The sequence below is a fragment of the Syntrophomonas sp. DTU019 genome (assembly GCA_913757435.1).
Lineage (GTDB): Bacteria > Bacillota > Syntrophomonadia > Syntrophomonadales > Syntrophomonadaceae > DTU019.
In genome coordinates this window covers 299,250-312,279 of record CAJYDM010000003.1, presented here as the reverse complement: position 1 = coordinate 312,279, position 13,030 = coordinate 299,250, and the positions used below count along the sequence as shown (strand labels likewise).

12 protein-coding genes and 1 riboswitch are annotated in these 13,030 nt (G+C 48.8%); of the genes, 4 read left to right on the top strand and 8 right to left on the bottom strand.

The annotated features are described in order from the left end of the window. Positions 1-142: 142 nt before the first annotated feature. Complete coding sequence (gene rlmD, locus AC15IQ_RS10410; protein ID WP_483178994.1) at positions 143-1,408, bottom strand: 23S rRNA (uracil(1939)-C(5))-methyltransferase RlmD; 1,266 nt, start codon at positions 1,406-1,408, stop codon at positions 143-145. Positions 1,409-1,693: 285 nt separating this feature from the next. Between rlmD and AC15IQ_RS10405 the strand changes: the two genes are divergently transcribed. Together AC15IQ_RS10405 and AC15IQ_RS10400 are read left to right on the top strand one after the other, a co-directional pair. After that, positions 1,694-3,241, top strand: coding sequence for a helicase HerA-like domain-containing protein (locus AC15IQ_RS10405; protein ID WP_483178992.1), 1,548 nt, complete (start codon positions 1,694-1,696; stop codon positions 3,239-3,241). A gap of 412 nt (positions 3,242-3,653) precedes the next feature. Continuing rightward, positions 3,654-4,181 carry a hypothetical protein gene (locus tag AC15IQ_RS10400; protein WP_483178991.1) on the top strand — a complete coding sequence of 176 codons (528 nt, stop codon included), beginning with the start codon at positions 3,654-3,656 and terminating at the stop codon, positions 4,179-4,181. A 135-nt stretch (positions 4,182-4,316) separates the two neighbouring features. Here the strand turns inward: AC15IQ_RS10400 and AC15IQ_RS10395 are convergent, their stop codons facing one another. Genes AC15IQ_RS10395 through AC15IQ_RS10385 form a run of 3 tightly spaced genes read right to left on the bottom strand, consistent with a single transcriptional unit; the run spans position 4,317 to position 7,273 of the window. Next, positions 4,317-5,231 carry a glycine betaine ABC transporter substrate-binding protein gene (locus AC15IQ_RS10395; RefSeq protein ID WP_483178990.1) on the bottom strand — a complete coding sequence of 305 codons (915 nt, stop codon included), beginning with the start codon at positions 5,229-5,231 and terminating at the stop codon, positions 4,317-4,319. A 22-nt stretch (positions 5,232-5,253) separates the two neighbouring features. Next, on the bottom strand, positions 5,254-6,084 hold the full coding sequence (locus AC15IQ_RS10390; RefSeq protein WP_483178989.1) for an ABC transporter permease: 831 nt from the start codon (positions 6,082-6,084) through the stop codon (positions 5,254-5,256). Beyond that, a complete protein-coding gene (locus AC15IQ_RS10385; protein WP_483178987.1) occupies positions 6,077-7,273 on the bottom strand; it encodes a quaternary amine ABC transporter ATP-binding protein in 1,197 nt (398 codons plus the stop codon). Before AC15IQ_RS10385 ends, AC15IQ_RS10390 begins: the two co-directional genes overlap by 8 nt. Positions 7,274-7,461: 188 nt before the next feature. Beyond that, a riboswitch (cyclic di-AMP (ydaO/yuaA leader) is annotated at positions 7,462-7,597 on the bottom strand. Between the two features lie 266 nt (positions 7,598-7,863). On the opposite strand from AC15IQ_RS10385, the gene AC15IQ_RS10380 reads away from it, so the two are divergent. Beyond that, positions 7,864-8,073 carry a CDGSH iron-sulfur domain-containing protein gene (locus AC15IQ_RS10380; protein ID WP_483178985.1) on the top strand — a complete coding sequence of 70 codons (210 nt, stop codon included), beginning with the start codon at positions 7,864-7,866 and terminating at the stop codon, positions 8,071-8,073. Positions 8,074-8,306: 233 nt separating this feature from the next. After that, positions 8,307-9,002, top strand: coding sequence for a LolA family protein (locus AC15IQ_RS10375; RefSeq protein ID WP_483178984.1), 696 nt, complete (start codon positions 8,307-8,309; stop codon positions 9,000-9,002). Between the two features lie 96 nt (positions 9,003-9,098). On the opposite strand, the gene AC15IQ_RS10370 is transcribed toward AC15IQ_RS10375, so the two are convergent. The 4 genes from AC15IQ_RS10370 to AC15IQ_RS10355 form a co-directional block, all read right to left on the bottom strand. Next, entirely contained in the window at positions 9,099-9,938 is an 840-nt protein-coding gene (locus tag AC15IQ_RS10370; RefSeq protein WP_483178983.1) for a phosphoenolpyruvate hydrolase family protein, read from the bottom strand. 26 nt (positions 9,939-9,964) lie between these two features. After that, positions 9,965-11,347: a Tm-1-like ATP-binding domain-containing protein gene (locus AC15IQ_RS10365; RefSeq protein WP_483178981.1), complete on the bottom strand. Its 1,383-nt coding sequence runs from the start codon at positions 11,345-11,347 to the stop codon at positions 9,965-9,967. After that, a complete protein-coding gene (locus AC15IQ_RS10360; RefSeq protein WP_483178979.1) occupies positions 11,331-12,071 on the bottom strand; it encodes a 2-phosphosulfolactate phosphatase in 741 nt (246 codons plus the stop codon). The genes AC15IQ_RS10365 and AC15IQ_RS10360 overlap by 17 nt, the downstream gene beginning before the upstream one ends. Positions 12,072-12,172: 101 nt before the next feature. Beyond that, positions 12,173-13,021 carry a phosphoenolpyruvate hydrolase family protein gene (locus AC15IQ_RS10355; RefSeq protein WP_483178978.1) on the bottom strand — a complete coding sequence of 283 codons (849 nt, stop codon included), beginning with the start codon at positions 13,019-13,021 and terminating at the stop codon, positions 12,173-12,175. Positions 13,022-13,030: the final 9 nt, after the last annotated feature.

The window sequence follows — 13,030 nt, the reverse complement described above, 5'->3', positions numbered from 1 at the left end:
TGACATCTAACCTGACCACTTGACTATTAAATACTGCCTTTATGGACTTGTTTCCGCGAAGCGATATTTTTATGTTTTTCGCCTGGTGGGTTTCACACCCATGTGTGCTAAAAGCATTGATATATAAGGGTTTTTCGCACACTCACTCTTTTACCCTTGACATCAATACTACGCACTCGACGTGCCTGGTCCAGGGAAACATGTCCAGCGGTTGGACTTCCTTAACATAGTATCCTGCCTGCTTGAAGAGGGCTAGGTCGCGGGCTAGGGTAGATGGTTCGCAGGAAACGTAGACTACCCGGGGGATGTTTAAACGAGCCACGGACTGCACCACCCCAGGTGCGCAACCGCTGCGGGGCGGGTCCAGGATCACGGCATCAAAGCGGTTGGTCAAAGTGGGCATCACATCTTCTGTTAAACCGGCCAGGAATCTTGTATTGCGCAGCCCGTTTAAACGGGCATTGGCCTGGGCGTCTTTCACAGCGGGCTTAAAGGCCTCAATACCCATGACTTTTCGGACTTGGCCAGCCAGGGGCAGGGCAAGTGACCCCACCCCGCAGTAAGCATCTAGGATTACTTCATTGCCTTGAAGGTCAAGCCATTGGGTGATGATCTTCAAGATCTGCTCGGCCTGGCCGTGGTTGACCTGAAAAAAGGCCATAGGTGATATTTCAAAGCTGGTATTATGCAGCTGCTCGCGTAGCAATGGCTCGCCTGATAATACCGAACACTGCTCCGCTTGGTGGTGTATCCATGAAACGCCCATTGGGTACTGGCCTTCAAGCGTTTGCAGAACCAGCTTCCGCTCTATACCTGATACAATAACCATGATTTTATGATCAACGGATGATTGCCTAACGGTTATTTCTAAGGCAGGCAGTGGCTGTGGCAATTGCCGTAACTGTTCCCCCACAGTGTTACTGATTTCCTGCATAGACTCACTGATTAACAGGCAATTCTTGACTTCCAGAATATCGTGGCAATCGGAGCGATAATATCCCAAATGCCAGCCGTCACGGCTTGGCCTGCCATGCCAGGCAACTTTGTTGCGATACCGCCAAATATCAGGGGATGGCAAGCAAGGATTAACCGTAGTATCTATCTTCCCTACCCTTTGCAGGGTCTGGTCTACTACTCGGGTTTTTAATTCTAACTGCAAGTCGTATTCAGCGTGCTGATAGTCGCAGCCCCCGCACTCCCAATAGTAAGGACAGGGTGCCTCGGTTCTGTACGGGGAAGCTTCCAAGACTGCATTGAGCCGCGCGCGGGCGAAGTTCTTCCTGCGCTGGGTCACTTCTATATCCACAGTCTCGCCGGGAAGCGCGCCGGGCACGAACACCGCCAGCCCTTCCAGTCGGCCTACTCCCTGGCCGTCGTGACTGATGCCATCAATTAAACAACGTGTCAAACATATCACCTGCTTTGTTTTTCTGCTGTAATCTTTGTTATCATTCAGAAGACAAATCGGAACCACTCCCATTTGCCCCTTCATTCCCCGTCTGGCTTGTTATCCCTAGAATCAATTAAAAAGTGACTTCCATTTGGTACAAAAGATGGGCTAATGAGGGAATGCCACCATTTTGTCATTGAATTGCTCATCTACATTAATTCTGTGTTATTGTTATCATACCCCAAATTAAGAAATCCACGGACTATAAGTTAGCCTGAACCACTGTAGGAATTACCTCGGTCGATGTTGAATTATGAAACCATTGAAATAAATAAGAGAGTAAAGGAAGTGAGCATCCTGGACAGCAATCTCTTTATTGCCCGAGGAGAACACGACTTATACCTGCTGGCCAATATGGCCAATCGCCATGGCTTGATAACCGGAGCCACTGGCACCGGCAAAACTATTACCCTGCAGGTCCTGGCTGAAGCCTTTAGTTCCATAGGCACCCCGGTTTTCCTTTCAGACATTAAGGGGGATCTGTCCGGAATGGTAGAGGCAGGCGGCAACAATCCCAAGATAGCTGAACGGATAGCACAGTTAGGACTAAAGGGTTTTCAATATCGAGCTTTCCCGGTACATTATTGGGATGTTTTCGGCAAACAAGGCTTGCCGGTGCGGACCACGGTTTCAGAAATGGGTCCCCTGCTCCTAGCCCGACTCCTTAATCTCACCGAAATCCAAAGCGGAGTCTTAAATCTGGTGTTTCGCATCGCTGACGACCAAGGGCTCTTATTGCTGGACTTGAAAGACCTGAAATCCATGCTGGTCTATGTAGCGGAAAACGCCTCACAGTTTACGATTGAGTATGGTACCATGTCCAAACAGTCCATTGGCGCCATACAGCGCGCCCTGCTGGTCCTGGAAGAGCAGGGCGGGGATATGTTTTTCGGAGAGCCGGCGTTGGACATTAAAGACCTGTTCCAAACCGATGCCGATGGCATGGGGGTAATCAATATTCTGGAATGCACTCAGTTGTTCCAATCTCCTACTCTTTATTCCACCTTTATGTTGTGGCTGTTATCGGAGTTGTTCGAGGAACTGCCCGAGGTGGGTGACCCTGAAAAGCCTAAAATGGTTTTCTTCTTTGACGAGGCTCACCTGTTGTTTAATGACGCCCCCAAGGTGCTGATAGAAAGAATTGAGCAGGTGGTGCGGTTGATCCGTTCCAAAGGCATTGGCATTTATTTCATCAGCCAGAATCCTGCCGACATCCCCGATCGGATTTTAGGACAATTGGGCAACCGGGTGCAGCATGCTCTGCGCGCCTATACCCCCGGGGATCAGAAGGCTATCAAGGCTGCAGGCCAAACCTTCCGGCAGAATCCGGCTTTCGATGTGGAAAAAGTCATCACCGAACTGGGAGTGGGAGAAGCCCTGGTGTCCTTTTTGGATGAGAAAGGACGCCCTTCTGTAGTGGAAAAGGCTTTCATACTGCCCCCCCGCAGCATGGTAGGACCAGCCCCTGAAGCCAGGAAAAACCAGGAGTTGGAACGCTCCCCCTGGCGAGGCAAATACCTGCACAGCGTGGACCGTGATTCAGCCTATGAATTTCTGCAGGATAAAATGGATCGGGAAAAGAAAGCTGCACAGGCAGAAGAAGCCCGGAACCGCAGTGCCAGAAGGGGTAAATATGAAGACACTTATGGAAAACCAAGCACAACGCGAAAACGAGGCCGCAAAGCCGACAGCACCATGGAGAAGATGGCCAAAACGGCAGTAAATACGGTGGGTCGCCAGGTAGCCCGTGAACTGGTACGCGGCCTGCTAGGCTCGTTTTTACGGAAGTAGGGCCATATATTTAAACATCCCGCATATTATTGTTTTCAGAGAACAAATCAAAGGTTATCCCAGGAAGTCGGTTTAACGCAAATGTGAGTCTAATACTAGCCATGTTAAATGGCCGAGCTATGTTTGATATTAATATGGTTTAATGGAAAAATTTATAATATAATTAGTAAAACTTGTAAGGGGATGGTGATAAAAAAGCCTGGAAACCGAAGACTGATGGCCTTACATCAATAGAAGAGGCATTTTTAATTACTATCATGTGCTGAGCTTTGTAGAGTACGAGGCAGGCTCGTGAACTAGCGGTATACGCAAGAGAAATATAGAGGAGGTCACGGTCTACGCATTCTGCGGGCAACTGATAATACGATACAGTCAGTTATGAGATTAAAGAAGAGTTGGAGGTATAGAAGCGGTGAAAAAAGCGTTCTCAATTTTAATTATGTTAATCATCGTTATGATGGCTTCATCTTGTGGCAAAAGCGAAACTCCGGTTGAGAACAAACAGACCAGTGCCCCTGTAAAGAAAGCTGATACAGAAGTCTCTGCCAGGATTAGCTTTGATAGGAGCAGTAAGGAAGATAACAGCACCTATAAAGAGCATGTTACTGCTTTATGGGAACAGACCAAACCCCTGCTAAGGGAAGATATAAACAAGGACTACTCAAATGAAGAATTCAAGAAGCTCGGTGCTGAAATCGATGCAGCCTGGGTGAACCTTCAGGTACATAGTTCATTTGACCACAGTGATGAAATAAATAGTATTACGGATCCGAAATACAACAACATTGTTGAGGATATCATGATGTTGGTTGATGAGCTCTATGGTAACCGGGGTGCGAGGCCTGAAGAAAAAATGGATGAAATCAGGGCCAATTTAAAGAACAGCAAACTGGAATACAAGATAAACCAATTCGACCAGACTATCAAGAATGCCAAATAAAAAACATACCAATGCCCTGTGTGCTTTAGCCTTATTAACCCGCACCGGGTGCCTTCACACACATTGTACAGCGCATACGCCGGTACACCTAAAAAAGATCCCCGCCGGTGCGGGGATCTACGCTGTTTGATGTGCTTATTTCATCAGTTCTTCAATAGAATTGATAGTCACATAGCTAGGTACTACTAACCCGATACGGGCATCTTCAAAGCTGGGCCCCAGATCTTCCACCTTGTCTTTGACCGCTGCCATGTAATCACCATGAGTAATGGGCAGCCAGGCGGTAAATATGGCATCACCTTCACCGGCAGCCAGGCCTTCATACATGGCTCCCGCCCCTACCGGAGTCATTTCCACTTGATACCCCATAATATTCTGCAGCACATCGGCCATTACATGGGTTTCTGCCCTAGCACAGGCCCATTCCACATAGAGCAGCTCCACCTGTCCTTTGTCAAAGTTAGTGGTAGTCTGGGAGGCATCATATCCTTCAGGCAGCCAGCTGTTCACCAATTCCTGGTTTTCCTGCACCCACTTGCGGGCAGCAGCCTTATCATCGCCCAAATCTTCAGCTAATGCCATGGCGGAACCGATCTGTTTGCCGTCCCATTTGAAAGCATCACAAACCTCGTACACTTCAGGCATGTCGGCTTTGAGGCCTTTGCGCACTATGGTATTGATAGTTTCCGCCTCACCATATACTTTCTTGGGGTCTTCCAAGAATTTCAGGTCCCAGCGGGCAAATTTCCAATGTGGAGTCCATCCGGTTACGATCACCCATTCCTTATTATCAATGGCTTGCTTCAAGGCAGCCGCCATAGTGGCGTCGCTTCCTTCAACAACCTCGTAATCCAGACCATACTGTTCAACAGCTTTGTCGGTAGCCTGCATGAGTCCAGCCCCGGGATCGATACCTATAATCTTGCCCTTAAACTGCTCCTTCACACTCTGATCCCCTGCAGGGGGATTAGCAGTATTGTTAGAACACCCTCCCACTGCGAAAGCAGCCATCATAACCACGACCAACAGTAATGCCATCCTTCGTTTCATCAACAAATCAATTTCCCCTTTCCTATTTATTCTTTCCTAGATTCTGAGTTATCCTATCCAGGATAATGGCAATCACCACGATAGCCACTCCTGCTTCAAACCCCATTCCGAATTTAAGCGTCTGTATGGCTCTCCAGACCACACCACCTAAGCCTTTGGCGCCTATCATAGCAGCGATGACCACCATGGACAGTGACAGCATAATACATTGGTTGATCCCTGCTAGTATTGTCGCTCGGGCCAGAGGCAATTCAATCTTAAACAGCATCTGAAAAAAGGTGGAGCCAAACGATTTACCCAGTTCGATTAATTCTTCTGGAACCTGTCTAAGGCCAAGGTCGGTGAGTCTTATCACCGGGGGCATGGCAAAAATTATAGTAGTAAGAACCCCCGGAACCACGCCTAACCCGAAAAAGGGAATAGCCGGCAATAAGTAAACAAAAGCTGGCAGTGTCTGCATGAAATCCAAAACCGGGGCAATAATTCGATGAGCAGTAATGCTTTTTGCAGATAGAATGCCTAATGGAATCCCTATCACGGCACACAATAGAACAGCTGCTATCACCATAGCTAAGGTCTCCATAGTGACTGCCCATAACTGCACATTGTAAATGAAAAACAAACCAATCAATGAGAATATGGCCATTTTACCGCCGGTTAGCCACCAGGCCAGGAGTACCATAACGAGAATAAACAGCTCCGGCGGGATACTGATTAGAATCAGCTGCAGCCCTTTAATAAAGCTTTCCAATTGCTCGGAGAAGGCCTGTGTGGAGGCACCCCAATGTCCCTGCAGGAAATCGATGCTTTGGTCGGTCCATCGGGCTAGCGGTAATCTAGGAATACTATTCATGACTTCCTCTCCTCTCACCGGCCAGGCCTGCGATTACGGAACCTCGCACCAGTACACCTTTTAATTTGCTTTGCTCATCAATAACCGCAACAGGCACCTTGCAGTAAGCCAGAGTATCCAGAATGTCAGCCAGCATAGTATCTGGTGCGGCAGTAGGCATGTCATGCTGAATTATACCATCCAACTCTCTGATGCCCTTATCAACCAGATCCGAGGCGTCTTCAGCCTGTACATATCCCTGCAATCGTCCGCTACGGTCGGTTACAAATATAGTGGATAAACCGTGTCTTTCCATAAAGGTCAGGGCGGTTAAAGGACCGTCTTTGGGATGGGCCACCGCGCGGGGTTTGACCATCACTGCTGAGGCTGTCAAGGCCCGTGAACGATTGACATTTTCCACAAAACGAGCCACATAATCACTGGCTGGTGAAAGCAGTATCTCTTCGGGATTGCCTATCTGCACTATTCGGGCATCTTTCATCAAGGCTATACGGTCCCCAACTTTCAAGGCTTCGTCCAGATCATGAGTGACAAATAAAATGGTTTTTTGCAGCTTTTGTTGGATATCCAAAAGTTCATCCTGCATATCCTGCCTGATCAGAGGGTCCAGGGCGCTAAATGGTTCATCCATAAGCAGAATATCAGGATCGGTGGCTAAAGCCCGGGCAATACCCACCCGCTGCTGCATACCGCCGCTCAGACTGTCGGGATAAGAATCTTCCCATCCCTTTAACCCGACCAATTCTAAGGCCTGACTGGCTTTTTCCAATCGTACCGGGCGTTGTACGCCCTGTACTTCCAGGCCATAAGCGATATTATCTAAAATCGTCCGGTGAGGCAGTAAAGCGAAGCGCTGAAAGACCATAGCCATTTTCTCTTGGCGAAGCTTCTCCAAGCGCTGCGATGACATTTGGTTGACATCCTCACCATCTATTAATATCTGTCCCTCTGTCGCCTTAATAAGACGGTTTATGCAGCGCAGCAAACTCGATTTGCCACTGCCTGAAAGACCCATAATTACGAAACATTCACCCTGCTCTACGGCAAAAGAAGCATCTCTGACCCCGACCACCTGTTTGGTCTTTTCCCGTATTTCCTGGTTGCTTGAGCCATTATGCACCATTTGCAGTGCTTTATCCGTATTATGGCCGTAGATCTTGGTTAGATTTTGAACTTTGATTTTTTCCATTACATCCCTTCCTTCATTTCTCGCTTAATAGCAAAGAAATATAGCCCGTATGCATAATGCAACCGGTCGTTCATTAATAAGGTGACCATTCGAACCAATTAATATCACCGAAGTAATTTAGGAAAAAGGGAAACACCTTCAATTGAGAATTATGCAGGCTTTTAATTAAGAAGGAATTCAATTCCCCATTCTCCCCCTGAAAACGCTGGCGAGGTTAGCTGACGGATTCGGGCTGTGGGTGGCCCTACCAGATAAACTGGATTCACCCCAATATTGGTTCCCCCGCTTCCGGCAAGTCTGTCCGGAATTTAGCTTGAGAATGGCCGATTTTGTTGGTCTTTGATGTTCTATTTTGGATATTCCTATGTTATAATAGCGGATTTACAATTAATTAGACAAATAGGCTTAGCCTGGATGTGCCGATTTTATCAGCATTCTCACATGGTAACGTCTATTTGAGGCCATTTTTCAGCCTTTTTGGCCCTAATGAGTCCTTTAAATCCATATTCATAACTGCTGCCATAGTGACTTCATGCATGCGGCAAGCCTGCTATGGGAAAGATAAAATAGCAATTGCAGGAGGTTATGAAATGGCAGATACGCGCATTCAGATTTTGAATCAGGGTCCCATAATTATTGCCGGCCATGCCGACTTGATAGACGATAACGGCAAGACCATTCCCCGTCAGGAACCGTTCGCCTTATGCCGCTGCGGTCAATCAAAATCCATGCCCTTTTGTGATGGTATTGAAAGAGGCCATATGAAAACCTGTTCCCGAGCCAAGGATATCTTAAAGTAGATAAAGGCGAATAAATCTCCCTGCTCCTCGACGTAGTAGTCTTTTATTATTTAAAGATAACCCTAAATCATACTGACCCTGTCATCCGCCCCGGTATTAGTTACCGCGGGCGGATTTGTATTTTTGTAGAAAAACGGTATGATTACCTGATAAACAGGGTTTGACAGCTTGAGGCATTATTGTTACTCTGCAAACAGGTGAGGAAAATTTATGTAAAGAAAGGGGCAGTATTGATGAAGAGATGGATCGTAGCAGCGTTGGTATTAACCTTGATGCTGAGCAGCCTGGCAGGTTGTGCCGGCAACAAGGAAGAGGGCACCCCGGCAGCGTCACAGACACCTCCAGCCCAGCAACAACAGAACGTCGACAACAGGCTTAGTGACCTTATGAAATCGGCCAGCCAGGCCAAACATATGTCATTCGACATGGTAATGACCATAAGCGGTCAGGGACAGTCGCTGAACACCTCTGGCAAGATGTACATCAGCGATGAAAAAGTGAGAATGGAAATGGAAACCATGGGAATGAAGATGATTACTATCACCAATGCCCAGGGAGAGGTATATATGTACAACCCTGATGCCAAAACCGCCATGAAAATAACCTCCCCGCAGAATGCTGCGGAACTTCCCAATGAGTGGGCTGATGAGAGCGGTGATATTTCGAAATTCAACGTAGTCGGAGAAGAGAAAAAGGACGGCCACGACTGTCTGGTAGTAACCACTACAGAAGGCACCGATACCACTAAAATGTGGTTGCGCAAGGACATCGGCATGCCGGTAAGAATAGAGCAGACTACCTCTGAAGGTCCAATAGTGATTGAATACAAGAATTATCAAATCGGCCCTCAGGACAACAGCCTGTTTGAAATACCTGCTGGCACCACCATAACCACTATGAACGTTCCTCAGGCACCAGGCGGCAACTAAATCTAACGTCAGGGCGGGACAGGAGGAGTTGATCCTTCGTCCCGCCTTTTTTACTGTCACATATCTATCAGGTAGTCGCAGTCATCGTGATTGATTTCAAGGCGCGGTTTTAGAAATATTTTTATATTCCCTGGTTATAGCTATAACCGCATTTTCGGTTGGGGTACGCTCCCCGCTTGATCCGGAGGCATATCCATCAGCGTCAGAATTTACAATGGAATACTGTGCCGTATCCACATCGGCAAAAGGACCGCCATGGGTCAAAACTAAAACCTCCGGGTTTACGCTGCGAGCGGCAGCACACATTTTCTGAACTTCAGAGGTGGCCGACTCCAATGTCAATACCTCTTTGGCCCCGGTAAGACCACCGCTGGTTACCCCCACGATGGCTCCGATCACATCAGCGCCAGCTTCTGCCATAATGCCGGCTTCGGTTTCATTGAAAGCCCAGGCAACGGTGAACACATCCATCTGATGTGCGGTCTTTATCAATTCCACCTCGCGGCTGAAACCGATCCCGGCGTCCTCTAATTGCCGGGCGAATTGTACTCCGTACAGCCCCGCAAAAGGCTCGTTGGTGATCCCAGAAAAGCCTAGCATCAGCATTTCATCAATGATGTTCTCCAGCTTGATAGCCGGGTTGTGGGCACCAATGCCTGCAATGCACGGTGCCTCCTTGACCACTGGAAGGATCTCCAGGGCCATTTCTCTAACCCGGTCATTACAGTCATCATAGGGCATCCAGGCAAGTAAGGTGGGCAATCCCATCATTCGGCATTTAGCCGTGGAATAAACTGCCACCAGGTCAGCGCCACCCAGATCAGCGCATTTGGCAGTTAATCCGGTTCCGGCTCCGAACATAAGCAAAGACCGGCCTCGATTGGATTCATCCCTCAGCCGCTGTACTACTTCATTGCGCAAATATTGTACCGCCAATACACCAATCCTCCTAGAAAGCACGATCAAAACGGTATTATATACTGTAAATCGGATTTGCTGCCTTTACGCCAGGTGCCATTCAGCATTTCTAATAAAAGACCCGCCATCAAGTCGGCAAATACCGGGTCATTCATGTGTTTATCCACCAGAATCACTTCGAGATTGTCTTTGTTAGCATCGATTTTCGCCTTGAGGGCTTTTACATATTCCACTGAGCGCCGTGACCATTCGGGATTCTGGCTGTCTGCCGCCCAAACCGGCCCGGCTCCGGGTCCCGCCCAACCGAGTTCAATGTCCGGGCTGGCCAGATCGCAGGCCCCCCAACCCCGCATGGGCACGCAGAGTACACTGGGCCCCCTGGCGGCATTCAGCTTGTCGGCCATATGCTCCCCGATTCTATAGACTTCATCCATTGATACCCCAATACAGGTAACAGTGGGATTATGTTCATACAATCCTCTTCCCGGCTGATCAGTCTCTTTGAGCAACCTTTCCGGCACAGTGCTTTTAGGTCCGAAGTTGATCAAATCCAGACCACCGGGTGCCACTACCTGGGGAATACCCATCTCACCTGCAGCCGTCATGCGGTGCGGCCCGGCTCCTAAGACCCCTCCCAGCATCTCATCACCGATCTCATGGGTAGTGATGTCCAGCATGCCGGTTATATAGCCATCCCGAATCAAATCTTCCATGGAACGTCCTCCGCTCCCAACGGCATGGTTGATTATGACATCATAGCCATCCTTTTCGATTATGGATGAAGCTCTCAGTACACAGGGGGTGGTGACTCCAAACATCATACATCCGATCAGCGGTTTGTCCTGGATGCCTTCCATTTCAGGTGCGGATGCCATGCCAACAACAGCCCCGGCGGCATTGTTGAGTATTTGCCGGGTTACTTTATTAAGTCCGGCTTCCGCTATAGGATATATCATACAAATATCACTGGTGCCCACATATGGTGCCACGTCCCCTGAGGCCATAGTGGTCAGCATTATTTTTGGAACTCCTATCGGCAAAGCCTGCATAATCCGGGTGGCGATGCTGGCCCCCATGGAACCGCCATAAGCGATGATTCCATCTACTGCGCCGTCCTGAAACATTTCCTTGACCAGTTTGATAGCGCCACTGGCCACCAGGTCAGAAGCTAATTTCCGGTCCAGGGCGAAGATGTCCTCTATCTTTTTACCTTCCCTTTTGACTACTTCACTGAGGCTGATATCAGCCCAGCCGACCTCATGCCCGACGCTCAGTTCAAGCACTGTAGCCTTCCCTCCGGCCGCTCTTACCCGCTCCGCCAGGAATTTGATCTCTTCTCCTTTGGTGTCCAGTATTCCGGCCACTATAATCTGTGCATTAGCCAAGTTATCGCTCTCCTTTTCATGATTGTCATTGGTTCCAATCATCAAACCAAATCAGATTTTGCTCCACTTTCATTTGCGGCACCGCCGCTGACAGGTTGGTTTGCAGACAGTATTCAAAATCTTCATTACCGCCTATCTCCAGCAGACGCTGCCCGCTGGCCGATTCTTTAAAAGCCGTCCGGGCATCAGGGTAAGCCTCGACCAGTTTTCGAGCCGCCTTGGAAGCATCTGAGAATCGTAAAACAAATCCTGATTCGGCCGCTGCTTTCTCCATTTCCATCAACAGATATCCCGCGCAGTAAGCGTCATCGAGTACAAAGCGTCCATATTGACCGGCACAGACAATTGTGATCTCGCATTGAGCCGCTTGTGCGGTGATAATGGCGGCACTTACGCAAGCCCGGGCGTTTAGGAGGCAGCCGATGAATAACTCCAGGCATCCCCGGGCAGTCTCGATCACCCGAGTGCCGTTGCTGGTACAGAGCGCAACTTCTCGGTTTCGCACCGGATGACACAACACTTCCGCAGGGGAGTTCTCCATATCAAACCCTTTCAGTTTTATTCCCTGCCATTCGCCGCTGGTTAGCATGCCTCGTTCTTTTGCCAGCTTCCTGGTGGCGTCCGGTGCGGCCAGGGTGTACACTCTCTGGCAACCCTGGTCAAGCAGTGTGACCATAGTGCTGCTAGCCCTGATCACGTCGATTACAATACCGACGCTGTCATTTGTGGCAGAGTCATATTCTCGTATGGATAGCACAGTATCCACGCTGAGCGACGAATCTTTTTTAATAACACATACCCCGTTTTCTAATGCGGTATTGTAGCCAGCTGAGAGCTGGATCGACCCAGCTCTCAGTGCTGCACGGTTTACTGCTTTTTAATTGGTATATTCTTGAACTCCTGACAGGCTTGTTTCAACGGCACTTCAATGGGAATGCGTTCAATGCTGGATGCCCCCAAAAATCCGATGGAGTCAGTGTGTTCGTAGATATAGCGAGTATCTTCCGGATAGGCAATGGGACCACCATGGGAGAAAATCATTATCTCTTTATAGCCTTGCCGGGCTGCTTTGGTCATTTCATTAATCAAATCAGCCGACCTCTCCAGGGTGAGTTTATTTTCAGCATACTTGGAGCCGATCGAACCTCCGGCCGTCAAACCCATATGGCAAATCAGCACATCCAGTCCGGCTTGCCCTACCAGGCGTGCCTCCTCGACATTAAAAGCGTATCCCAGGGTAAACAAACCCAATTCCTTACCGATCTTGAGAGTTTCTATCTCCACCCCATATCCCATACCGGTGTCTTCCAGTTCCTGGCGGAATCGGCCGTCAATCAGGCCTACGGTGGGGAAATTCATTATGGCCGAAAAACCCAGATGCTGCAGATGGGTCAAGTAAGGGCGCATCTCTCTAGTGGGATCGGTTCCGCAAATGCCTGCTATCATGGGGGTCTCTTTAATCACCGGAAATACCCGGTGGGCCAAATCGATTACTATTTGGTTGGCATCTCCATAGGGCATAAGGCCTGCCAAAGAGCCTTTGCCGTCCATGCGGAATAATCCGGAATTGTAGATCCCGATCAGGTCCACTCCGCCCTGTTCACTAAATTTGCCAGAAATACCTGTGCCGGCACCGGCTATGATGATGGGCTTGCCAGCATCAGTCACTGCTTTCAAACGTGCTTTTACCTCTTCGCGGGAATATTGTTTTGCCATTACAGACTT

Bases quoted from the DNA above. Each gene is read 5' to 3' on its own strand.
- AC15IQ_RS10385 (WP_483178987.1), bottom strand. From the start codon at position 7,273: ATGGAAAAAATCAAAGTTCAAAATCTAACCAAGATCTACGGCCATAAT.
- AC15IQ_RS10375 (WP_483178984.1), top strand. From the start codon at position 8,307: ATGAAGAGATGGATCGTAGCAGCGTTGGTATTAACCTTGATGCTGAGC.
- AC15IQ_RS10380 (WP_483178985.1), top strand. From the start codon at position 7,864: ATGGCAGATACGCGCATTCAGATTTTGAATCAGGGTCCCATAATTATT.
- AC15IQ_RS10395 (WP_483178990.1), bottom strand. From the start codon at position 5,231: ATGAAACGAAGGATGGCATTACTGTTGGTCGTGGTTATGATGGCTGCT.
- AC15IQ_RS10355 (WP_483178978.1), bottom strand. From the start codon at position 13,021: ATGGCAAAACAATATTCCCGCGAAGAGGTAAAAGCACGTTTGAAAGCA.
- AC15IQ_RS10390 (WP_483178989.1), bottom strand. From the start codon at position 6,084: ATGAATAGTATTCCTAGATTACCGCTAGCCCGATGGACCGACCAAAGC.
- AC15IQ_RS10405 (WP_483178992.1), top strand. From the start codon at position 1,694: ATGTTGAATTATGAAACCATTGAAATAAATAAGAGAGTAAAGGAAGTG.
- AC15IQ_RS10365 (WP_483178981.1), bottom strand. From the start codon at position 11,347: ATGATTGGAACCAATGACAATCATGAAAAGGAGAGCGATAACTTGGCT.